Source organism: Serratia sp. NPDC087055, from assembly GCF_044900985.1.
In the GTDB taxonomy this organism is placed as follows: domain Bacteria; phylum Pseudomonadota; class Gammaproteobacteria; order Enterobacterales; family Enterobacteriaceae; genus Serratia.
The window spans coordinates 1117406-1140323 of record NZ_JBJDOG010000001.1; the positions used below are offsets into that span (position 1 = coordinate 1117406).

The 22918-nt window shown below is 53.2% G+C and carries 19 protein-coding genes and 1 pseudogene; 12 read left to right on the forward strand and 8 right to left on the reverse strand.

What is annotated here, in order from left to right; all coding sequences use genetic code 11:
- Window positions 1-29: 29 nt before the first annotated feature.
- Complete coding sequence (locus ACI2J2_RS05315; protein ID WP_209633512.1) at window positions 30-893, reverse strand: LysR family transcriptional regulator; 864 nt, start codon at window positions 891-893, stop codon at window positions 30-32.
- Between the two features lie 148 nt (window positions 894-1041).
- On the opposite strand from ACI2J2_RS05315, the gene ACI2J2_RS05320 reads away from it, so the two are divergent.
- A complete protein-coding gene (locus tag ACI2J2_RS05320) occupies window positions 1042-2169 on the forward strand; it encodes an agmatine/peptidylarginine deiminase (protein ID WP_404759586.1) in 1128 nt (375 codons plus the stop codon).
- A 95-nt stretch (window positions 2170-2264) separates the two neighbouring features.
- Here the strand turns inward: ACI2J2_RS05320 and ACI2J2_RS05325 are convergent, their stop codons facing one another.
- Window positions 2265-2468, reverse strand: coding sequence for a hypothetical protein (locus ACI2J2_RS05325; RefSeq protein WP_404759587.1), 204 nt, complete (start codon window positions 2466-2468; stop codon window positions 2265-2267).
- 98 nt (window positions 2469-2566) lie between these two features.
- Window positions 2567-3265 carry a TetR/AcrR family transcriptional regulator gene (locus ACI2J2_RS05330; protein ID WP_404759588.1) on the reverse strand — a complete coding sequence of 233 codons (699 nt, stop codon included), beginning with the start codon at window positions 3263-3265 and terminating at the stop codon, window positions 2567-2569.
- A gap of 43 nt (window positions 3266-3308) precedes the next feature.
- On the opposite strand from ACI2J2_RS05330, the pseudogene ACI2J2_RS05335 reads away from it, so the two are divergent.
- The 5 genes and pseudogenes from ACI2J2_RS05335 (at window position 3309) to ACI2J2_RS05355 (ending at window position 11300) form a co-directional block, all read left to right on the forward strand.
- Window positions 3309-4823, forward strand: a pseudogene (locus tag ACI2J2_RS05335) (MDR family MFS transporter).
- 146 nt (window positions 4824-4969) lie between these two features.
- A complete protein-coding gene (locus tag ACI2J2_RS05340) occupies window positions 4970-6124 on the forward strand; it encodes an efflux RND transporter periplasmic adaptor subunit (RefSeq protein ID WP_209633502.1) in 1155 nt (384 codons plus the stop codon).
- Between the two features lie 2 nt (window positions 6125-6126).
- The gene (locus ACI2J2_RS05345) at window positions 6127-9282 is read left to right on the forward strand and encodes an efflux RND transporter permease subunit (RefSeq protein WP_404759589.1); all 3156 of its coding nucleotides are present in this window, start codon (window positions 6127-6129) and stop codon (window positions 9280-9282) included.
- Window position 9283: 1 nt separating this feature from the next.
- Window positions 9284-10738, forward strand: coding sequence for an efflux transporter outer membrane subunit (locus tag ACI2J2_RS05350; protein WP_404759590.1), 1455 nt, complete (start codon window positions 9284-9286; stop codon window positions 10736-10738).
- A gap of 184 nt (window positions 10739-10922) precedes the next feature.
- Window positions 10923-11300: a DUF1493 family protein gene (locus tag ACI2J2_RS05355; RefSeq protein ID WP_209633498.1), complete on the forward strand. Its 378-nt coding sequence runs from the start codon at window positions 10923-10925 to the stop codon at window positions 11298-11300.
- Between the two features lie 110 nt (window positions 11301-11410).
- Here ACI2J2_RS05355 and ACI2J2_RS05360 read toward each other — a convergent pair whose 3' ends face one another.
- Window positions 11411-11980, reverse strand: coding sequence for a DJ-1/PfpI family protein (locus tag ACI2J2_RS05360; RefSeq protein ID WP_265553282.1), 570 nt, complete (start codon window positions 11978-11980; stop codon window positions 11411-11413).
- Between the two features lie 215 nt (window positions 11981-12195).
- Here ACI2J2_RS05360 and ACI2J2_RS05365 point away from each other — a divergent pair, with 215 nt between their 5' ends.
- Entirely contained in the window at window positions 12196-13734 is a 1539-nt protein-coding gene (locus tag ACI2J2_RS05365; RefSeq protein ID WP_404759591.1) for a long-chain fatty acid--CoA ligase, read from the forward strand.
- 55 nt (window positions 13735-13789) lie between these two features.
- On the opposite strand, the gene ACI2J2_RS05370 is transcribed toward ACI2J2_RS05365, so the two are convergent.
- Window positions 13790-15064 carry a Glu/Leu/Phe/Val dehydrogenase gene (locus ACI2J2_RS05370; protein WP_209633491.1) on the reverse strand — a complete coding sequence of 425 codons (1275 nt, stop codon included), beginning with the start codon at window positions 15062-15064 and terminating at the stop codon, window positions 13790-13792.
- 619 nt (window positions 15065-15683) lie between these two features.
- On the opposite strand from ACI2J2_RS05370, the gene ACI2J2_RS05375 reads away from it, so the two are divergent.
- The 3 genes from ACI2J2_RS05375 to ACI2J2_RS05385 all read left to right on the forward strand — a co-directional run bounded on the left by ACI2J2_RS05375 (window position 15684) and on the right by ACI2J2_RS05385 (window position 19015).
- On the forward strand, window positions 15684-17141 hold the full coding sequence (locus ACI2J2_RS05375; RefSeq protein ID WP_404759592.1) for an amino acid permease: 1458 nt from the start codon (window positions 15684-15686) through the stop codon (window positions 17139-17141).
- 131 nt (window positions 17142-17272) lie between these two features.
- Window positions 17273-17905: a transcriptional regulator gene (locus ACI2J2_RS05380; RefSeq protein ID WP_404759593.1), complete on the forward strand. Its 633-nt coding sequence runs from the start codon at window positions 17273-17275 to the stop codon at window positions 17903-17905.
- 156 nt (window positions 17906-18061) lie between these two features.
- Entirely contained in the window at window positions 18062-19015 is a 954-nt protein-coding gene (locus ACI2J2_RS05385) for a GNAT family N-acetyltransferase (protein WP_404759594.1), read from the forward strand.
- On the opposite strand, the gene ACI2J2_RS05390 is transcribed toward ACI2J2_RS05385, so the two are convergent.
- Window positions 18999-19361 (reverse strand): helix-turn-helix domain-containing protein, encoded by a 363-nt coding sequence (locus ACI2J2_RS05390; protein WP_209633483.1) that lies wholly within the window; start codon window positions 19359-19361, stop codon window positions 18999-19001. The two genes, ACI2J2_RS05385 and ACI2J2_RS05390, sit on opposite strands and share 17 nt — an antisense overlap.
- 106 nt (window positions 19362-19467) lie before the next feature.
- Here ACI2J2_RS05390 and ACI2J2_RS05395 point away from each other — a divergent pair, with 106 nt between their 5' ends.
- A complete protein-coding gene (locus ACI2J2_RS05395; protein WP_404759595.1) occupies window positions 19468-20022 on the forward strand; it encodes an NAD(P)H-dependent oxidoreductase in 555 nt (184 codons plus the stop codon).
- A gap of 37 nt (window positions 20023-20059) precedes the next feature.
- On the opposite strand, the gene ACI2J2_RS05400 is transcribed toward ACI2J2_RS05395, so the two are convergent.
- Window positions 20060-20836, reverse strand: coding sequence for an NAD(P)H-dependent oxidoreductase (locus tag ACI2J2_RS05400; RefSeq protein WP_209633479.1), 777 nt, complete (start codon window positions 20834-20836; stop codon window positions 20060-20062).
- A gap of 86 nt (window positions 20837-20922) precedes the next feature.
- Between ACI2J2_RS05400 and ACI2J2_RS05405 the strand changes: the two genes are divergently transcribed.
- Window positions 20923-21819, forward strand: coding sequence for a LysR family transcriptional regulator (locus tag ACI2J2_RS05405; RefSeq protein ID WP_404759596.1), 897 nt, complete (start codon window positions 20923-20925; stop codon window positions 21817-21819).
- A gap of 22 nt (window positions 21820-21841) precedes the next feature.
- Here the strand turns inward: ACI2J2_RS05405 and tehA are convergent, their stop codons facing one another.
- On the reverse strand, window positions 21842-22825 hold the full coding sequence (tehA, locus tag ACI2J2_RS05410) for a dicarboxylate transporter/tellurite-resistance protein TehA (protein WP_404759597.1): 984 nt from the start codon (window positions 22823-22825) through the stop codon (window positions 21842-21844).
- Window positions 22826-22918 lie beyond the last annotated feature (93 nt).

The window sequence follows — 22918 nt, forward strand, 5'->3', positions numbered from 1 at the left end:
TTCACCGTCTGGAACCGTGAGCTAAAACGTTAAACTGCGGAAGGCAATTGGGTTAGCAGCCACTCACAAAAATGTTGGGTAAACGGGTTGTTTTCACTGTCGCGGTGAATAAGCCATGCCCAATTGGGGCCGCGCACCTTTTGCTCCGTCAACGGCATCAGCAGCCCTCTGTCGTGCGCGTGCTGTGCCAGGAGTTGGCTGACCAACGCGACGCCAAGGCCGTCGCAGGCGGCATCCAGCAACAGCCCTGGGTCTGAGAAATTCAGCCCATGGCTGCTTTGCCCGATGTTGACGCCGCCCTGAATGGCCCAATGGCTCCAGTCCATTTCGCGTTCGCCGTGCAAAGTGGTGCGCTCTGCGGCTACGACGTTCAGCACGTCAGGGTGGCATGCCGGATAGAGCCGATCCTGATGCAATATTTTGAAGCTGCATTCCGCCTGGGCACTGAGATCGTCGCGGATCGCCAGATCGACGGTTTCTGTCGCCATATCCGGCGGGTCAAAGGTCGTAAATAGCCAGAGATCGATATCGGGATGCAGGCGATTGAAACTCTTCAGGTGCGGTACCAACCAGTGGCGGGCAAACGCCGGGGTTGTGTTGACGATCAGCTGATTGGGTTTACGGTACTGATCCAAACGACGGATACCGATGGCCAGTTGCTGAAGCATCACCTGCGCGGTGCTATAGAGATCGTGACCGGCGTCGGTAAGGCTGACGCTGCGGCCGCTGCGAAAGAACAGAGGTTGTTCAAGAAAGGCCTCCAGGCTGCGTATCTGTTGGCTGATAGCAGACTGGGTGAGGTGCAGTTCATCTGCGGCCTGGTGGAAGCTGCCTAGCCGGGCGGCGGCTTCAAACCCGCGTAGTGCGTTCATGGGGGGCCAGTGTTTTAACATTATTGATAAGCCTATCTAATCAGGTATCTGCTAAATGTATCGTTTGTTCAGGCCGTATTGGAAGCCTTAACATGTACTACATCGAAATCACGCCGTTTTCAACTGAACAGAATATCTTATTTTAATGACGGCAATACAGGAGCAAACCATGTCAACGCGTCGAGAATTTATTAAGCAGGCATCCCTGATTGCCGGCATGAGCCTAACGGCCTCTATGGGGCTGTCGCTACCCGTCAATGCTGCGCAGGCTATACCTGGAGAGGGCTGGCGTATGCCTGATGAAGGAGAGGTGCAGCAGCGCGCGTTTATCTCCTTCGGTGCGCAGCGGGCAATTTGGGCCGACTACACGTCGGGCGTACAGGATGCTTTAGGGCGAGTTGCCCGTGCCATCGCGCAATATCAGCCGTTAACGGTATTTTGCCGGGAGAAAGAACGGCAACTGGCAGAAGAGAAATGCGGTACCCACAATGTGACCTTCATTATCACTGAGCTTGATGATATTTGGATGCGCGACATTGGCGCCAACTTTGTGGTTAACAATCAAGGCAAGCTGGGGGCCGTGGACTTTAACTTTAACGGTTGGGGCAACAAACAGCAGCATACTTATGATTCGCGCCTGGCGGCGTTTGAAGCGAAACATTACGGCGTCGCCAATATACGGCGTAGCGGACTGGTGGGAGAAGGCGGCGGCATCGAGGTGGATGGCCATGGCACCGGGATCATGACCGAAAGCAGTTGGGTCAATGCTAACCGCAACCCTGGCTGGAGCCGTGACCGGGTTGAGCAAGAGTTAAAAGAGATGCTCGGCCTGCGCAAAATTATCTGGCTGCCGGGAATTAAAGGTAAGGATATTACGGATGCCCACGTCGATTTTTATGCCCGCTTTGCCAGCCCAGGGGTGGTGGTGGCTAATTTAGATACCGATCCTGACTCTTACGATCACAAGGTGACGCAGGCCCATTTGGCTATCCTCAAACAAGCAACCGATGCCGATGGTCGCAAGTTAAAGGTGCATACGATGTCGCCCCCGATGGATCCACGCCGCAGCCGTTTCAGCAAAGGCAATCCGGATTTTGCTGCGGGATATATCAATTATTTTGTGATCAACGGTGCGGTTATCGCCCCGGAGTTTGGCGACGCTGAGGCGGATGCCGCCGCGTTGAATTTGTTAACAGAGCTTTACCCCGATCGTGACGTGGTGCAGCTGAATATTGACGCCATTGCCGCTGGCGGTGGGGGGATTCACTGCGTGACCAACCAACTGCCGGCAGTGTAAACGGCACATCGTCAAGCAGGGTCATTTTTGGCCCTGCGGTTATTATGCCGATGGCGCATAAACGTATTTTTCACGCCTGTTAGCCAAAGGGTAACTTATTGATGATCCTTTAGCTTCAGAACATACTTTTTCCAGAAGTGGCTTGAAAGGAATGCGTAAAGCAGGGTGACAATGATTGAAGCAAGGCAGGCTTTAGCCAGGGAAAGGGGGAAATCAAACTCGCCAATATGCGTTATCAAATAAATGGCAAAAGCGACAGCAGCGACCAATGCCAATCTCTTACGCCTTTCCTGTGTCATCGTTAATCCCTTCAATCTTAAAGCGGTGATGTGACACTCTCTCATCTGTAGGCTTTACCGCACAATCATTAATTCCAGTTTTTCAAGCGTGCTCATCTTTAGCGCTGTGGCCCCAGCCCTTGAGTCAGCAGCGTAATGGCGTGACGGGCGATAACATCGGCGTTCAACGGATTATCATCGTCATTACGGTGCCATTTTGGCGCAGTGGCTAGGGGCAACAACGTCATGCCAAACAGGGTAATAAACATCAGCGACGGCTCCAGGCTTGCATTGAGCTTGCCCTCTGCTTGCCAGCGAATGATCGATTGCAGCGCTGTTTTGCGTTGCGTATCCCCAAATCGCTCGTTCATGCGTTGTTTCAAAATGCCGTTGTCACTCATCACTTCACGTAACCACAGTGGCGCAAACCACGGGTGATCGGTCGAGATGTCGATAAATCGCTGCGCCAGTTGGGTGAAGGCGGCCACGGGATCGTCTGTATTGGCGTCAAACACGCTGCCGGCAGCAAGCCTAACCGGCAGAAAACGCTCGTCTATCAGCACATCCAGCAACTGTTCGCGGTTGTGAAAATAGTAGTGCAGCATGGCGGGGGTTACGCCGGCCTCACGGGCAATGGCATTCAGCGACGTATCGGCAATGCCTTGACGGGCAAACATATTCAGCGCGGTGTCGAGTAAATGCTCGCGTTTTTCTGCGCCATTAGCACTACCGCTAGGGCGACCGGGGCGCCGTGGTTTTTGAACGTTTTGTGCTGTCATCGCGGTGAGATCCATTGACCGGAGAAAAGAATAGTTCATATATTAATTACTCAATTAATTAATTACAAGCGGGCTCACTTACATGGGTACGGATAACGTAGCAGGCAACGAAGAAAACGGCAGGGTGCATGAACAGGCCCCCTCGATCCGTTTGTTGTTCTCAGCACTGCTGCTGGTCATGTTACTGGCGGCGCTCGATCAGACGATTGTGTCTACTGCGTTGCCGACCATCGTCGGCGAATTCGGTGGTCTGGAGAACCTGTCGTGGGTGGTGACCGCCTATCTGCTGGCGTCGACCATTGTGGTGCCACTGTATGGCAAGTTCGGCGATCTGTTCGGACGCAAGATCGTGTTACAGATAGCCATTGTGGTCTTCTTGCTCGGTTCCGTGCTGTGCGGGTTAGCGCAGAATATGACGGAGCTTATCCTGATGCGTGCGTTGCAAGGGCTGGGTGGGGGTGGTTTGTTGGTCGTGACCATGGCCGTGGTGGGTGATGTGATCCCACCGGCCGATCGTGGGCGCTATCAAGGGTTATTTGGTGGGGTCTTTGGTTTGGCGACGGTGGTTGGGCCGCTGATCGGTGGGGTGTTGGTGCAACATTTCTCTTGGCGTTGGATTTTCTAGATCAACCTGCCACTGGGGATCTTCGCACTGTTAGTGATTGGTGCGGTGTTCCAGTCCAAGGTTAACCGGGTCAAACATGAGATTGATTTCCTGGGTGCCAGCTATCTCGCGGCAGCGTTGACCTGCATCATCCTGTTTACCAGCCAGGGTGGCACGGTAATGGCCTGGTCTGACGGCCAATTGTGGTGCATTTTGGCGTTTGGTCTGGTGTCGATAGGCGGATTTATCTACGAAGAGCGGCTGGCGAGCGAACCGATCATTCCGTTAGGGCTGTTCCGTAATCGCACCTTTGTGTTGTGTGCATTGATAGGCTTTATCGTCGGTATGTCGCTATTTGGGTCGGTGACCTTCCTGCCGTTGTATCTGCAGGTGGTGAAGGATTCCACACCGACCCAGGCGGGGATGCAATTATTGCCGCTCATGGGGGGGATTATGATCAGCTCCATCATCAGCGGACGGTTGATCAGCAAACACGGTAAATACCGCATCTTTCCGATCATCGGCACGCTGTGTGCGTTGGCGGGGATGATACTGCTGGGTACGTTGAAAAACTCGACCCCGGTGCATTTGCTGTATCTCTACATCAGCCTGTTGGGGTTAGGCTTGGGTATGGTGATGCAGGTGATGATCCTCGCGGCACAAAACAGCGTAGAGCCGAAACACATGGGGGTCGCCACGTCCAGTGCTACGCTATTCCGTTCCATCGGGGGGTCCATTGGCGTCGCCGTATTTGGCGCGATTTTTACCAACGTGCTGCACCGCCGTCTGGCCGCTTTGCTGCCTGAAGGCACTGAGTTGCCACGTTCACTGGGGGCAAGTGCCGTGCATCATCTGCCCGCGGCGCTGCAACAGGACTACCTGCAGGCATTCGGTGGTGCGATTCACTCGGTGTACCAAATTGCCGCCGTGGTGATGGCACTGGCATTTGCGTTAACCTGGTTGCTGAAAGATATCCCGCTTCGAAAGAAATAGTTCGCTTGCCAGTGCGTAGCACGTACGCACTGGCACTCTTCATGCTCTGCGATGCAATTTTACTGAATCCTTACGTAACCCTGTCAGACTAAAAACGTCGCTTTCTATATATTGAGAATAAACGTTCTCAATAGGATAGAAAGTCGATGCAAAGGAAAAAGGTTCTTCTTGTCAGCCTGTCGTTGTTACTGGCCGCTTGTGATGGCCAAAGTGGCAGCGCCCCCACAGGCGCCCGTGGCGTACAGGAGGTGGGGGTGGCGACACTGCATGGCCAATCTGTAACGCTGAGCAGCGATCTGACCGGTCGAGTGAACGCCACCATGACGTCGGACGTCCGTCCACAGGTGGAAGGCATTATACAGCGTCGCCTCTTTACCGAAGGCGCAGAAGTCAACGCCGGACAGGTGCTGTATCAAATCGACCCTGCAACCTATCAGGCCAGTTATGATCAAGCGGCCGCACAGGTAAAAAGTGCCCAAGCCACGGTGAACGCCAGTCGCCTGAAAGCACAACGCTATGCTGTTTTGGTCAAAGAGAACGGTGTGTCCAAGCAAGACGCAGATGATGCAATGGCGACCTACCTGGAGGCCGTTGCCGCTGTGGCACAGTACAAGGCGACGCTGGAAACGGCCAAAATCAATCTTGCCTATACGCAGGTACGCGCGCCTATCTCCGGCCGTATTGGTATTTCGTCGGTGACACCCGGTGCGCTGGTGACTGCCAGCCAAACGGATGCGCTGGCAACCATTCGTGCGCTCGATCCTGTCTATGTCGATCTCACACAGTCCAGCACTCAACTGCTGAAATTACGCAAACAGCAGGCTTCGTTACAACGTGACGATGTCACGCCGGTAACCCTCAATCTCGAAGACGGTACGCCTTATTCTCATGCAGGCAAGCTCGAACTGACAGAAGTGTCGGTAGATGAGTCTACGGGCTCTGTCACGCTGCGTGCCGTGTTCCCCAATCCAGAACACGAATTATTACCCGGCATGTATGTTCACGCCAAAGTCGATAACGGTGTTGATCCCAAGGGGATCCTGGCGCCACAGCAGGGTATAACCCGCAACGCTAAGGGTGAGGCGACTGCGCTGGTGGTTAACGCCCAAAACAAGGTTGAGCAGCGCACCGTCACCACCGAGCGCGTTATTGGCAGCAGTTGGCTGGTCAGTCAGGGGCTTAATGAAGGGGACCGGTTAATCGTCGAGGGCACGAACAAGGTGGCTGTCGGTACGGAGGTCAAGGCGGTTGAGGTGCAAAAACCGGCGAGTACCGCTGTGGCTAACGGCGGGGATCAATAACCATGGCCCAATTCTTTATTCGCAGGCCCGTGTTTGCCTGGGTGATTGCGATCATCATCATGTTGTGCGGACTGATGTCGATCAACTCGCTGCCCATTTCGCAATACCCTGACGTGTCACCACCGCAGATTTCCATTTCCGCTACGTATCCGGGCGCAGATGCGGAAACCCTGGAAAACAGCGTTACCCAGGTGATTGAACAGCAGCTCACCGGCCTGGATGGGTTGCTGTATTTTTCGGCGACCAGCAGTTCCGACGGTTCAGTGAGCATTAACGTCACCTTCGATCAAGGCACTGACCCCGATATCGCTCAGGTTCAGGTGCAGAACAAGGTACAACAGGCGGAAAGCCGCTTGCCGGCCGAGGTCACCGCCCAAGGGGTGACGGTGAAGAAATCCCAGAGCAGCTTTTTGCTGATCGTCGGCCTGTATGACGAGACGGACAAGGCCAGCATGGCGGATATTTCTGACTACCTGGTGAGTAACATTCAGGATCCCTTGTCACGTATCGACGGCGTCGGCGACGTGCAGGTGTTCGGTTCAGAATACGCGATGCGCATTTGGCTAAACCCAACCAAGCTGGCGTCCTATTCACTGATGCCATCCGATGTAGAAACGGCCATTGAAGCGCAAAACACCCAGGTTTCCGCCGGTAAGATCGGCGATTTACCCTCGGGTGCCGATCAGCAACTGACCGCCACCGTGAAGGCGCAATCACGTCTGCAAACGCCGGAGCAGTTCCGCAATATCATCCTGAAAAGTGACAGCAGCGGGGCGCTGGTGCGTCTGGGCGACGTAGCGCGGGTTGAGCTGGGTAACGAGGATTACTCTTCCAGCGCTCGGTTGAATGGCCACCCGGCATCCGGCATTGCGGTTAAATTGGCTGCCGGGGCCAACGCGCTTAACACCGCCAAATTGGTGAAGGCAAAGGTGGCGGAATACCAAACGTCCATGCCGAATGGCTACAGGGTCGCCTATCCGAAAGACAGCACCGACTTTATCAACATTTCGATCGAAGAAGTGGTGAAAACGCTGTTCGAGGCGGTGGTGCTGGTCGTGATCGTGATGTTTGTATTCTTGCAGAATTTACGCACTACGCTGATCCCCACCATTACCGTGCCAGTGGTATTGCTGGGGACCTTTGGTGTGCTCGCCGCTTTCGGGTATTCGATCAACACGCTGACGCTGTTTGGCATGGTGTTGGCGATCGGCCTGTTGGTCGATGACGCCATCGTGGTGGTAGAGAACGTCGAACGTGTGATGCGGGAAGAAAAACTGCCGCCGCGTGAGGCGACGGAAAAATCGATGTCGGAAATCACTGGCGCATTGGTGGGTATTGCCATGGTGCTGTCAGCGGTATTCCTGCCGATGGCGTTCTTTGGTGGTTCGACCGGGGTGATCTATCGCCAGTTCTCCGTCACCATTGTGGCTTCTATGGTGCTGTCGGTGATCCTGGCATTGACGCTGGCACCGGCCCTCTGTGCAACCTTGCTGAAACCCACCCATGAGGATTTGACCAACAAAGGCCTGCTTGGCAAGTTCAACCGCGGCTATAACCGTCTGCAAGCGAAGTACGCCGACAAGGTGGGCCGGGTGATCCACAGCCCAATGCGGTATCTGCTGCTGTACGGCCTGCTGTTGATTGCCGCCGCAGTGATGTATATGCGATTGCCGACCGGCTTTTTGCCCAACGAAGATCAGGGCGTGGTGATGGTGCAGTATACCTTGCCGGCTGGGGCAACCAATGCCCGTACATCCGCGGTCAGCGACGTGGTGAAGGATTATTTCCTGAACGATGAGAAGGCCAATGTCAGCACTATTTTCACCATTAATGGTTTTGGGTTCAGCGGCAGCGGGCAAAATGCCGGTATGGCTTTTGTCAGCCTGAAAGACTGGAGCCAACGCACCGGCGCTGCGAATACCGCCGACGCGATAGCCAAACGTGCAATGGCGCACTTCGCCACGATTCGCGACGCTCAGGTCTTCTCAATGAGTCCACCGGCAATTGACGGCTTTGGGCAGTCTGACGGCTTTACCTTCGAGTTGCAGGCCAAAGGGGCAACTACCCGCGCAGAATTGCAGGGGATGCGCGATCAGATCATCGCCGCCGCGGGGAAAAACCCAAACCTGAGCGCCGTGCGTGCCAATACGTTGCCGGATACGCCGCAATTGCAGGTGGAGATCGACAATGACAAATTGCAGGCGTTGGGCCTTAGCGCCAGCGACGTGAGCAGTACCCTGACCAGCGCGTTCGGCAGCACCTACGTCAACGACTTTATCGATCGCAACCGGGTGAAAAAAGTCTATATGCAAGGGGATGTGGAATACCGCGCCAAACCGGAAGACCTCGATAAATGGTTTGTGCGCGGGACATCCAGTACAAGTACCACCAGCATGACACCGTTTTCGGCCTTTGCCGCCTCCCACTGGATCTACGGACCGGAAAACTTATCACGCTACAACGGCCTGTCGTCCTTTGAAATTACCGGTGAGGGTGCACCTGGCGTCAGTTCTGGCACGGCGATGGATGAAATGGAAGCGCTGGCCGCGAAATTCTCCTCCGCCAGCAGTTTCTCGTGGAGCGGCCTTTCTTACCAGGAACGCCTGACCAGTGGGCAAGCGGCATCGCTGTATGCCATCTCGCTGGTTGTTGTGTTTCTGTGCCTCGCTGCGCTGTATGAGAGTTGGTCCATTCCGTTTGCTGTGATGATGGTGGTACCGATGGGCGTGGTTGGCTCGCTGTTGGCGATCACGCTGCGCGGTCTGGAAAATGACATTTACTTCCAGGTGGCGCTGTTGACCATTATCGGTTTGTCTGCCAAGAACGCGATTCTGATCGTTGAATTTGCCGAAGAGAAATACCAACGGGGTGAAACCTTAATCGCCGCAGCGATAGAAGCCTCCCGCATGCGTTTGCGCCCCATCCTAATGACCTCCCTGGCATTTACCGCCGGTGTCTTGCCGTTGGCGGTTTCCAGCGGTGCAGGGGCCAACAGCCGGATCGCCATTGGCACGGGGATCATTGGCGGCACCCTCACGGCGACGTTGCTGGCTATCTTCTTCGTTCCTTTGTTCTACGTATTGGTGCGACGGATGTTTTCACGCAAAACGACCCACGCCACACCAGTAAAAAATAGTGCGCCACAGGCAGGAGAATAATGTGCTGCAACGTTTAATCATTCTGACACTTCCGCTGTTCCTGGCGGGGTGTCTCTCGCTGGATCCTGACTACCAGCGCCCGCAAGCGCCGGTCCCGGCCAATTTACCGCAGGGGGCGGCTTATACAGCGCCTTCCGGTAAATGGTCATTGAGCTACCCAGATATCCCTTGGCGTGACTATGTGGTCGATGCCAAGTTACGGCAGGTGGTGGCGATGGGGCTGAGCAGCAGCCGCGACCTGCGTGAAGCCATTGCCAATATCGAATCGGCGCGGGCGCTGTACGGCGAACAACGTTCCGATTTGTTCCCAACCGTTAATGCCGGTGTGGACGGCAGCCGTGGTCGTGCGTTGACCGGCAACGGTAATGCGACAGCGATAAGCCAGAGCTATGAAGCGACGGCAGGCACCAGTGCATTTGAACTGGATTTATTCGGCAAAAATCGCAGCCTGTCACGTTCCACCTTTGAAACCTATCTGGCGGAGTCAGAAGCCGCGAAAAGTACCCGGCTGACGTTGATCGCCGATATTGTCACTGACTGGGTGAATGTTGCGGCTGCGCGCAGTAACCTCACCGTCGCTAAGAGCACCATGGAAAGCGCCAGCGCATCCTTGGCGGTGACGCGCAAAAACCAACAAAACGGCATTCTGTCGATGGTCGACGTCGCTTCGGCGGACACGGTGTATCAGCAGGCACGATCGGACGTGGCCAGTTACACCACCAGTGCCGCCCAGGCAAAAAATGCCCTGGACCTGGTCGTGGGGCAAAGCGTGCCAGAAAACCTGCTGCCAACGGGGATTGAAGCACTGTCAAACATCATGAAAGAGGTACCGGCCAGTGTGTCATCGCAGGTGTTGCTGAACCGGCCTGACGTATTGGAGGCCGAGCATAATCTGAAGGCTGCGAATGCCAATATCGGCTCTGCCCGCGCGGCGTTCTTCCCGTCGATCAGCTTGACCGCCAGCGGTGGCGTGGGCAGCGGGGAGTTGTCATCACTGTTTAGTAAGGGCGTCGGCGTTTGGTCCTTTGCGCCGAGCATCAGTTTGCCGATCTTCACCGGGGGCTATAACACGGCGCAGTTGAACTACACCAAAGCGCAGAAAGACCTGTATGTCGCTACCTATGAAAAAGCGGTACAGACGGCCTTCCAGGAAACGGCCGATGCGTTAGCACGTAAAGGGACTATTCAGGAACAGTTGGCGGCGCAAACGGGCTATGTGGCGGCGTCGCAAGAGTATTACCGCCTTGCGGAGCTGCGTTATCGACATGGTGTGGATACGTATCTCACGATGCTGGATGCGCAACGGACATTGTATACCGCCCGTCAGTCGTTGATTACAGCACGGCAAACCGAGTACCAGAACCTGATTACGCTGTATAAGGTGTTGGGGGGCGGTATTACGGCAGAGAAACACAGTGACGCTGTCATTGCCAATAATGCCTCGCTAACCCAATAAACTTTGTCGACAGCAGTAACGCTATTACGCAGGGTGGAGTGACGCCGCTCTGCGTATTTTTATACCCATTCTGTGGTGAAAGTGTAAAGAAAAGGAAAATAACCTCGTTGTAAAGAACTCGTCACAATCAACAGAGTCTGAATGGTATTGCATCATTCGCGCAGCCAAATACATTGAGGTTGAAATGGAAAGTGATATTCAGCAACAGGTGATCTCGGTAATTGAGCGGTATAATCCATCCGGCCTCCTTAAAAGGGGGGTAGCCATTACTCTGAATACGGAAATAAACAAAGAGCTAAACCTGTCGTTACCGGTATCGGAGACCTTGATGCGCGGCTACTTCGACGCTTTTCTCATCGACAGCAGCAATTACAGCCATGAGTTATATTTCAGGCCGGCATCAAAATCAGCCCTGTTATTTTCTTCATCAACGCGTCGCAGTCATCACTGGGATCTTGAAATAGAACGGATCCGGCCGCTGTATGTTTATATGCTGGTGCGATCGGCCCGGGCCAAGCGTTGGTTGTATGATATCCATTTTCTGATTGAGCAATTAAAGTAACGTGGCGACATTCAGGATAAAATAGTGTGCTCTTGGAGAAATTCATTGCGGGGCATTTATCGCATAAAATAAAAAAGCCCGAGTATTAATACCGGGCCTTTCTTGTGGTGCTATTCAGCCAGCAATTCCGCGAATTTTGCCAACCATTGCGGATGTGCAGGCCATGCCGGGGCAGTGACCAGATTACCGTCGACGTGGGCTTGATCGATTCCGATATCCGCATAGTGACCGCCGGCCAACTGCACTTCTGGGGCACAGGCCGGGTAGGCACTACAGGTTCTCCCTTTTAAAACGCCGGCAGCGGCCAGCAGCTGTGGGCCGTGGCAAACGGCGGCGATCGGTTTACGTGCCGCATCAAAGGCCTGTACCAGTTTGATAACCTGCGGATTCAAGCGCAGATACTCAGGGGCTCTGCCGCCGGGGATCAACAAGGCGTCATAGTTTTCTTCTTTCGCGGCTGAAAAGTCTGCATTCAAAGTAAAGCGATGGCCGGGTTTTTCACTGTAGGTTTGTGCACCGTCAAAATCATGGATCGCCGTCATGATGTAGTCGCCTTTAACTTTGTCGGGGCAAACCGCATCAACCTGGTGGCCAATCATCTGTAATGCCTGAAACGGCACCATAGTTTCATAATCTTCGGCATAGTCGCCGACCAGCATCAGGATCTTTTTCTTACTCATGGGGGCAGTCCTCTGGGAGGGGAAGAATGCCTAACATATAGACTATTGGGCAGGGGAACGCGAACCTGTACAGAGGTATGACCTTGTCTATACTTTTGGTGCCGTGGCTTTTTCCGCCGTAGGCTGTTCAGGGAGAGCAACCTCAGCGAGGTGGCGCAGTATCTCATCCATTGGCTTGCCGGGCGATCCCCGGTCTCTGCTTGCGAGTACATCACATGCTAAATCTGGCCACATTGCTTGAAGAGAGTGCGCGTTCATTTCCGGATCGTTTGGCACTGATACAAGACCCATTCCAACTCACCTATGCCGAGCTTAATCATCGGGCTAATCAGGTTGCCAATCTGCTGGTCACCCTGGGTGTGCAACCCGGAGAAAGGGTGGCGCTGGCCTGTCCAAACATATGGGAGTTCCCGGCCATATATTATGGCGTGCTCAAAGTCGGTGCGGTGATCGTGCCCTTGAACACGTTGTTGAAAGCCGGCGAATTTGAGTATTACCTGCAAGACTCGCAGGCGGTGGCCTTCTTTTGTTTCGAAGGGAACGAGGGATTGGCGTTGGGGGCAGAAGCACGGCGCGCATTCGAAACCGCAGAAAACTGCCGTGAGTTTATTATTATCGGCGATAGCCTACCGCTTGCAGGTGAGCGTTTCAGCCAAGCGACTGGCACACAGCCCACCCAGTATGACAGTGCCACCACGGTGGAATCGGACACCGCGGTAATTCTCTATACCAGTGGCACCACGGGCCGCGCTAAAGGGGCAGAGCTGACCCACGCCAATCTGGTATTAAACGCACTGGGATCGGTACAACTGTTCAATAGTTCCGTGGAGCGACCCGATCGCCATTTGGTGACGTTGCCGCTGTTCCATACTTTTGGCTCTACGGTGCAGATGAATGCCGGTTTTGCCTTGGCCGCAACGCTGGTGTTAGTGCCGCGTTTTGATGCAAAGCAGGCTATCGGGCTGATGCAACAACATGCCATCACCTTTTTTGCCGGCGTCCCCACAATGTACTGGGCATTATTGAACGCGTTGGACGATACGGCGGACCTCCCACGGTTACGTAAAAATTTGCGCATGGCGGTGTCAGGTGGGGCCAGTTTGCCCGTCCAAATCATTGAGGATTTCGCCCGGCGTTTTGGCGTCAATATTCTGGAAGGATATGGGCTATCGGAAACCAGTCCGGTTGCCACTTTTAACCATCCGGGCCGGGTCAACAAAGTGGGATCTATTGGCCAGCCTATCTGGGGGATAGAAGTGCGGCTGGTTGATGTCACCGGTAAAGCGATAGAAGGCATAGATCAGGTGGGTGAAATTGCGGTGCGTGGTCACAACGTGATGAAGGGCTACCTTAACCGCCCAGAAGCGACGGCAGAGGTGTTGGAAAACGGATGGTTTAGAACCGGTGATTTGGCACGGCGTGACGCCGATGGCTTTTATTTCGTTGTCGACAGGTCAAAAGATGTGATTATTCGCGGCGGCTTCAATGTCTACCCACGAGAAGTTGAAGAACTGATGATTCGCCATCCGGCAGTGTCATTTGTGGCAGTCATTGGCGTGCCGCATCCCTCTCTTGGCGAAGAGATTAAAGCCGTAGTGGTGATGAAGGATGTGGACGAGCCGGTGAGTGAAGACGCGCTGATCGCATGGACCAAAGAACGGTTGGCGGCGTTTAAATACCCGCGCATCGTCGAGTTTGTTGAACGGTTGCCGATGACCAGTACCGGGAAAGTGCTAAAACGACTGCTGCGTTGAAGGGAGGCTCATGAAAGAATCCCGGCCTGCAAAGCAAGCCGGGATGAATAATGCATTAACCTGGGTAAATGCCACGCTCTTTACGTGCGGTCAGGATGCGCTCACAAGCGACGATATAAGCCGCGGTGCGCAGGCTGCACTCTTTCTCTTCTGACTTGTTCCAAACGTGGACCATAGCGTCGGTCATGATTTTGTCCATACGCTCGTTGATCTCGCTCTCGCTCCAGAAGTAGCTGGCCATGTCCTGTACCCACTCGAAGTAACTCACGGTTACGCCGCCGGCGTTACAGATAACGTCAGGTACAACGGTAATGTTGCGTGAACGCAGAACGTCGTCCGCATCTGGGTAGGTTGGGCCGTTAGCGCCTTCCAGAACCAGCTTGGCAGTGAGAATTTCTGCACGTTGACGGGTAATCTGACCTTCCAGCGCCGCGGGGATCAGAATGTCCATATCAACAGACCAGAATGCTTCGCTTTCGATCTCGCTCGCGCCAGGGAAACCGGCGATCTGCTTGTTCTTGGCTTGCCATTCGGTCAATGCAGCCAGATCGATGCCGTTAGCGTTGAACAGCGTTGCCGAGTGGTCCTGAATAACCACCACACGCGCGCCGATACCAACAAACAGGCGGGCTGCTTCGCTACCTACGTTACCAAAGCCTTGAACCGCAACTTTGGCACCTTCGATTTGCACGCCCAAACGCTTGGCCACTTCACAACCTGTCACGAACACACCGCGACCCGTCGCTTTTTCACGCCCCAGAGACCCGCCCAGATGGATAGGTTTGCCGGTGACTACGCCGGTGATAGTGGTGCCGTGGTTCATGGAGTAGGTATCCATCATCCAGGCCATCACTTTAGAGTTGGTACCTACGTCTGGTGCAGGGATATCTTTCTGTGGGCCGATGATAAAGCCGATTTCGCTGGTGTAGCGGCGGGTCAATCTTTCCAGCTCGCCTTCAGACAGTTTGAAAGGATCGACGCGGATCCCCCCCTTAGCGCCACCGTATGGCAGGTTGACCGCCGCACATTTGATGGTCATCCAGGCTGACAGCGCCATAACTTCATCGAGGTCAACGTCTGGATGGTAGCGGATCCCGCCTTTACCCGGGCCGCGCGACAGGTTGTGCTGAACGCGGAAACCTTCGAAGTGGCGGATTGAACCGTCGTCCATCTGCAGAGGGATGTCGACAATCAGCGCACGCTTAGGGTGACGCAGGGTATCGACCCAACGCGACAGATCACCGAGGTAAGGCGCAACGCGGTCGATTTGTTGCAGATAGGTGGCCCAGGCCGTTGTGCTGCTTTCTGAAGCGTAGGATAGCTTTTCCATAACCAACCTTTTTTATATAGAGGTATTTATTTTGTTTAACCGTGGATTACTAAGTGCATAACACTTTTGCGACGCTAAATTTACCATTAAAAATGCCGCTTGTTAGCCCCCCATCATCGGGCTGGAAGCCGGTTGCCAGCGGGTTTTGAGCCGTAAAAATGAATAGTTAATTACTTTTTCAGAAGCGGTTAGCTGACTACGCATGCTTTATGCATAAAAAATGCATAAAACCCGTTTTTATCTATTTTTCAGAACCTTGAATGTGATCAAAAAGTTTCATTTTATTTAAGTGTCGTGTTGACAATGCCGTTTCCTGACGCCAGAGTTAAATTCATGTTAAATCGGCGCTTGCAGCGTTTTTTTTCTGAACGAGAATATTTATAACAATCTGATAGTAAAGCAATTACCCGCCACGCTCATGCCTCGCATGCTAAATGTGGGCGACAGCGCAGTTCCAATAGCCGTTTTCAGATGTGCACAGGTATTTACTTCCCTTTAACAAAAGGGCGGGCTTCGTTTTGCCTGAATTTCTTTTTTGCCGGTAAAACGCCCGGTGCGTTTCACTCCTGATGCAGCGGTACAAGCTGCTTAATCGCCTTAATGACGGACAGGTAACACCATGACAAAAAGTAAGCAACATCGGTTGAATGCCATTTCAACCGAGGGGACAGACTGCGCCCAAACTTTGCACCGCGGTTTAAGCGAACGCCATATTCAACTTATTTCCATTGGCGGCGCTATTGGCACCGGTTTGTTTATGGGGTCAGGCAAAACTATTGCGCTCTCTGGGACGTCTATCGTTTTGACTTATGTCATCGTCGGCTTCTTCATGTTTATGGTCATGCGGGCAATGGGTGAAGTGTTGCTGACCAAGCTCGACTATCGTTCGTTTGCTGATTTTGTTTCCGAATACCTGGGGCCCAAAGCCAGTTTCTTTCTCGGTTGGTCCTATTGGTTGAGTTGGGTGGTGACGTGCATTGCCGACGTGGTGGTATGCGGTGGCTACGTGCAGTATTGGTATCCGGAGGTCTCTCCCTGGTTGCCTGCCTTACTGACGCTGGGGCTGTTGTGCGTGTTTAATATGTTGTCAGTGAAGATGTTTGGTGAAGCAGAGTTCTGGTTTGCCATTATCAAAGTGATCGCCATTATTGCGTTGATCGTTACCGGAGCCTGGATGGTCTTCATTGGCTGGACTTCGCCGGACGGCGTTAAAGCGTCGGTGAATAACATCACGGATCCCGCTATTTTTATGCCTCACGGTATTTTCGGCTTCTTTGCCGGCTTCCAGATTGCCATTTTCTCCTGCACCGGCATCGAATTGCTGGGCACCATGTCGGCAGAGACTAAAAACCCGCAAAAGGTGCTGCCTAAGGCGATCAATGTTATCCCGGTGCGCATCATCATCTTCTATGTGTTTTCCATGTTGGCGATCATCGCTGTGACCTCATGGGACCATATTTCGCCGGACACCAGCCCGTTCGTTATGCTGTTCGATCAGGCAGGTTTACCTGCCGCCGCTGCGGTGATTAACTTTGTGGCCCTGACATCGGCCATGTCTTCGGCTAACAGCGGTGTGTATTCCAGTACGCGTATGCTGTACGGCCTGTCGATGGAAAAGCATGCACACGGTCAGTTCAAAATACTTTCGCGCAATACCGCCATTCCGATCCGCAGTCTGATGTTCTCGTGTTTTTGCATGGTAGTGGGGACAATGCTGCTCATTTTGATGCCAAATGTGATGACGCTTTTTACCGTTGTCTCTACCGTGGCGGCGATACTGGTGGTGTATAGCTGGGGCATGATCCTGGTGGCCTATCTAGTTTACCGCAAAAAGCGACCTGAGCTGCACGCTCGTTCTAGCTTTAAGATGCCTGGCGGGGTGATCATGACGTGGCTGACGCTGGCGTTTTTTGCTTTCACGCTGGTACTGATGATATTTGACCGTGACACCTTGATTGCTCTGTGCAGTATGCCGCTGTGGTTTATCACTCTGGCGCTCGTCTGGCGTTTCAGAATCAAAAACAGCGTGGCTCGGGAAGGTTACGTGTTTTATCAACGCAGCAGAGAGGCAGAGTAAACCTGGCCAGAGGGTTGAATGCCGTTCTCTTGCTCGGCATTCAATGGCAACTAAGGTATGCTAAGCGGCTGACCGGATGATAGAAATTGACCACTGTCATCATGGCATAATCGCTACGGAGAAAGAGCAACGTGTTGAAATCCACGTCCCAACTTGAATTATTGCAGTCAGTCGCTGACGGCATCGCTGCACTGTTTTTTCCTAACGTGGAAGTGGTGATACACGATGTCTCAACCAACAAAATTGCCTACCTTGCCAATAATCTGTCAAAACGCAAACCAGGCGATGACGCCGGTCTGGAAGATTTTGAACTCGACAGTGATGGTCAGGTCACAGGCCCATACGAAAAGCTCAATTGGGACGGCAAAAAAATGCGCTCGGTGAGTATTGCCGCCCGGGATGAGCACGGATCCCCCCGTTATCTCTTGTGCATCAATCTGAGCACCGCCATGTTTGAAGACGCCAGGAATGCACTGGATATGTTTTTGTCGGTCACGCGCTTGCAGCCTCAGCCGCAACAGTTGTTCAAAGATGACTGGCAGGAGAAGATCAATACCTTCCTGCACGAGTGGATTCGTCAACAAAACACATCGCTGGGGTCTTTAACCCGCGAGCAGAAAAAGCAGCTGGTGATCGATTTATATAAAGAAGGCGCCTTTAAAGCCAAAAGTGCCGCCGATTATATCGCCAACGTGTTATCCCTCGGCCGTGCGACAGTATACAAATACCTGAAAGAGCTAAAAAAAGGCGAGGGCGCCGCCTAATATTTAGGGGGGATTGCGCCTGAATCAGCGTCTTTACCCCTGTCCTCAGCGCCAGAATAACTGCGTGTGTATTTTTTTCTCCGGCCGTAGCGGCTGTTTGAATTCCTGAATAACTCTGATATGGTTGTACAATACAACCATATCAGAGTGCCAATCATGTCGATAACGCAATCCAGTCCGTATTTACACCCCATCAGGGATGCATCCCGCCACTTAGTGCGTGAATTGGGCTTTATGGGCAGTACCCTTGCAGGGACAGATCTGCCGCCTTCAGCCGTGCATGCATTGATTGAAATCGGGGATCGGCATGTAGATACTGCGGCAGAACTTTGTAGCGTACTCAATCTGGAGAAATCCAGCGTCAGCCGCATGTTGAACAAGTTGATCAAAACCGGAGAACTGGTCACACAGCCCAGTGAGCGGGACGCACGAGAAAAGATACTGCGGTTAACGGAAAAAGGGCGCAAGACCCTGGCAGGGATCAATAGATTTGCCGAACATCAGGTACTTAACGCCCTGGAAAAGCTACCGGTTGGGGCCAGTGCCGGCATTGCCGAGGGTTTACAGCATTATGCCGCTGCATTGCGGGCACATCGCTTGGGTGAAGCATCGGTTGCTGTTCCGCCTATCGAGATCGTGAGCGGTTATCTGCCCGGATTTGTCGGCAGAGCGCTGGAAATGCACATGCAATTTTATTCACGTGCGGTGGGGTTCGGTGCCTTCTTTGAAGCTACCGTCGGTTCGATGCTGTCCGAGCTCGCGAACCGACTGTCACATCCACAGAACCAAACCTGGTCCGCATTGAGCGGGGATCGTATCGTTGGTTCTGTTTCCATTGATGGTGAAAGCTTGGGGGATAACCGCGCTCATTTGCGCGCTTTCATCATTGATGACAGTTTACGCGGTCGTGGTGTTGGCCGTCAGCTTTTGAACCATGCCGTTAGTTTTTGTGACGAGCAAGGCTTTGATGAAACACACCTTTGGACGTTCAAAGGACTGGATGCTGCCCGGCACCTGTATGAAGGCGTCGGTTTTGTGCTTACAGATGAACAACCGGGTACACAATGGGGGCAGCAGATGACGGAACAGCGATTTATTCGCCGTTCTTAGGAGGCTCGCGGTGTTCCTCTCCCCAAGCACAGAGTAGATCGATGATAGGGATCAATGAGCGTCCACGTGCTGAAAGGCTGTACTCAACTTTGGGGGGGATCTGCGGATATTCCTTTCTGGAGATAATACCGTCTTTTTCCATCTCTTTTAGCGTCGCACTGAGCGTTTTATACGAAATAGTGCCAATACAGCGTTGGAGCTCATTGAACCTGAGAACCGGCTTATACTGCGCAAGCCAATACATAATTATCATTTTATATTTCCCGCTGATCACCGACAGCGTATAGCCATATCCGGTCTCTTCAAGGCTAACGCCTGTCGGGCTGCATATTTCGTTATTTGGCATTTGATACTATCCTGCGGGTTAGTATATATCGTTAAGGTGCGTACTTTACATTAAAAAAGCATAACATATGATACCCCCAGTGAACTAATCCAAAGGAATAAATCAAATGAAAACGCTGGTGGTGGTTGCACATCCTGATATAGAGAGTTCAGTGATAAATAAGGCCTGGCTGACGGAGTTACGTAAATATCCTGAACTCTATACCGTTCATGAATTATATAATACTTACCCCGACTGGAAGATTAACGTTGAGAAAGAACAGCAACTTATTGAAGCACATGAAAAAATCGTGTTGCAGTTTCCGGTTTACTGGTTCAGCTCACCGCCGTTGCTGAAGAAGTGGCTTGACGATGTGCTCACCTACGGCTGGGCCTATGGATCCGGCAGCGGTTATAAGATGAAGGATCGTAAAGTCGCATTAGCAGTGACCGCCGGTATCAGGGAGCAGGACTATTCAACCTCGGGGCGCTATAAATATGCACTGGACGACGTCTTACGGCCATTTGAAATAACCATTAACTATGTAAGTGCGAAATATAGTGCGTATTATGCGTTCTACGGAACAGAGTCGGCATCGGATATTGCTGCGGATAAATTGAATAATAACGACATTACCCGCAGCGCTACGGGCTATCGGTCATTTATTGCTCACATGGCGTAATATACGATGCACAGTACCCTAAATAGGGTGCACGTCATCACGATTCGATGTGCGCACTAAACCCCACCCGCTCAGGGGCAATGTCGGGTTTCAGCGTTAATGCCGGGATATCATATTCACCGGCATTCTGACGGCGGAAAGGAATGGGAGCGGTTTGCCCTAAGTTGTCCAGACGTTGCCCCAGCGCGTGGCTAATCTGGGCAAATCGCGCCTCGTCGATTCGGCCGGTACGATAAATGACGAAGGGGGGTAACACGTCGAAGCCCGGGTAATGCAAAATCCCATGCTGAATAGGGAACAGAATGTCATCGATCGGGCCGTTGATACCCCGAGCCGCGTAATGAGACTCCCATCCCCCAGTCGTCACAATCAACATTGCGCGTTTGCCAGCCAGGGTTCCTTCACCGTAACGATCTCCCCAACGTGAGTCGGAGTGTTCTCCCACGCCATAGGCAAATCCATACGCATAGACGCGCTCAACCCAGCCTTTAAGGATCGCCGGCATTGAGAACCACCACAGTGGAAACTGCAGGATAACGGTATCTGCCCAGCGCAGTTTCTCCTGCTCAAGTGTGATGTCCATACTCTGCAGGCCTTGAGCAAACGCATGTTGAGAATCCCTGGAGGGATCAAAACGCGCACCGGGTTCTGCTGTACTGTCGTCTGCGTCAAGCGTGGCTTTCCACTGCATGGCGTACAGATCAGACACCTTAACTTCGTGGCCTGCGGCCTTGAGATGTTGGATTGAAAACGTTTTGAGTGAACCATTCAGTGACTGCGGTTCAGGGTGAGCATAGACGAGTAAGACGTTCATTGTAGGACCTCCAGTAATTGATGGAGGCCAGAGTAGGCTGTTGTCAGCTATATTAGAAATGAATTTCTAATATTATAGGTATTACCATGGATAATATCAGACGACTGGATCTTAATTTGCTGGTCACGCTGGATACTTTGCTTGCTGAACATAATGTGACCCGTGCGGCGCTGCGACTGAACCTTTCCCAACCTTCTGTCAGCGTTCATCTTGCCAAGCTTAGGGATATTTTTAACGATCCTTTGCTGCTGCCTGGGCCACGCGGAATGCGACCGACCGCGCGTGGCGATGCATTGCGCGAACCTTTGCGTCTGGCGCTTGAAGCCCTGGACCGCGCAGTATCACCTGCGAAACCCTTTGATCCTCAGGTTGCGGACAACATCTGGCGCGTGGCCGCTTTTGATTACGGTGAATCGACCATTGTTCAACCGTCGTTGCTTGGCTTACGCACCGCGGCGCCGCATAGCCGCTTGGCTGTGATTGAAACGGCACCGTCACGCATTGCGAAACAGGCAGAACTGGGGGAGATTGATTTGGCTTTCCATACGCGTGAAGGCTCACCGCCTAATCTGCGTCAGCGGATCCTGTTTAGTGAACGTTATGTGCTGGTCGGTCGTGCGGGGCACCCAGGCCTGCAAAAAACGCCGTCACTGGCCCAGTTTTGCATGCTGGAGCATGTCATGGTGTCGCCGGACGGCGGGGGGTTTTTCGGTGTGACGGATAACGTGCTGGCAGACGCCGGGTTAAGCCGAAGAGTCGTGCTCTCTGTGCCACACTTCCTGTTTGTGATGTCGGTGTTGGCAAGCTCAGAGCTGGTGGCGATGCTGCCTTCACGCCTGGTGCGTAATAATAGCGCCTTGCAGGTCGTTGAACCGCCCGTTGAGATTCCGGGGTTCGAAATGGCAATGCTGTGGCATGAGCGTTCCCACCGTGACCCGGCACACCAATGGTTGCGCGAACATATCGTCGCGTCGGTAAGCTGAGAGCCTGCTCCTTGCCTTGCCTTCAGGGATGTTTAGCGTATTTCAGTAAGTCACCCTGAAACAGCAAAATCAGTGTACGAACGAATAACAGGCCGATCAGAACATTGCTGAAGATGAAAAGGGGCAAGGCGAGGGTGGGTAATATCCCCCCGTGACTGGCATGCCCCAAATGCAGGGCGGTTGTGGCGAGCGCAGAAAGCCCGAATGAAAAGCTCCAGAATGCGGGATTAAAGGGGCCTTTCAGATACCAGGGAAACAGGCGGACCATAAACAACAGCTGCAGCAGACCGTAGCCAAAAAGCATTTTGGCCAGTACGTCCGCCTCACCGCCATTAACCGCCAGCCAGGCGCTACAGGCGACCAACGCCGGTGCCAGTTGAATACCAAGAGAAAGCCGTACCGGTTCCGGCATTTCCCCGTGACTGCGCAGGCGCTGTAAAATAGCCGGTTCCAGGCTCAGCCAGGAAAGGACACCCGCCCCGAGGAACAGCAGACCCAGATCCTGGAACCCCAGTGCTCCGCAAGCCATGCAACTGATAAAGTTATTGGCGACCGTGGGTAAGTAGAGCCCAGGGGTAGTGGCTTCAGCAGGGTGTGTTCCTCGCCACAGGCCGGCACTTTGCCAGGCGGCATAGCTCAGTTGCGCCACGGCGCCCACCGTGAACATAGCGACGGCGAGTGAACGCCACCAGGGCACAATGCCAATGGAGACCAGAATAGTCGTGGCGGGGAATAAACTGACATAGCTGCTCATGAGAGGATGTTTAATCTCGGCTTTCACGCTGAGAGGAAAACGCCATAACCGGTATATAAAAGCGCAGCTCAACAGAAACCAGATGAGGGTAGCGATGATCACCAGCCCTTCGCCGACGAGAGCGGGGACAGGCAGAATAGTGGCGGCATAACGCCACCCAAAGCCTGCACCAATGATACCCAATACCATGCCAAAATAGCCCGCGGGTAAATTCAGGAAACGGGCATCTGGGGTCGACTCAGATTTATTCATTTTGTTTAATATTTAAAATTTATTTTAAGTGATCTTAGCGAGTTTAGGGATTGGAAGCAATAACACTTAGGGAGGGAGTATGCCCTTCAGCGA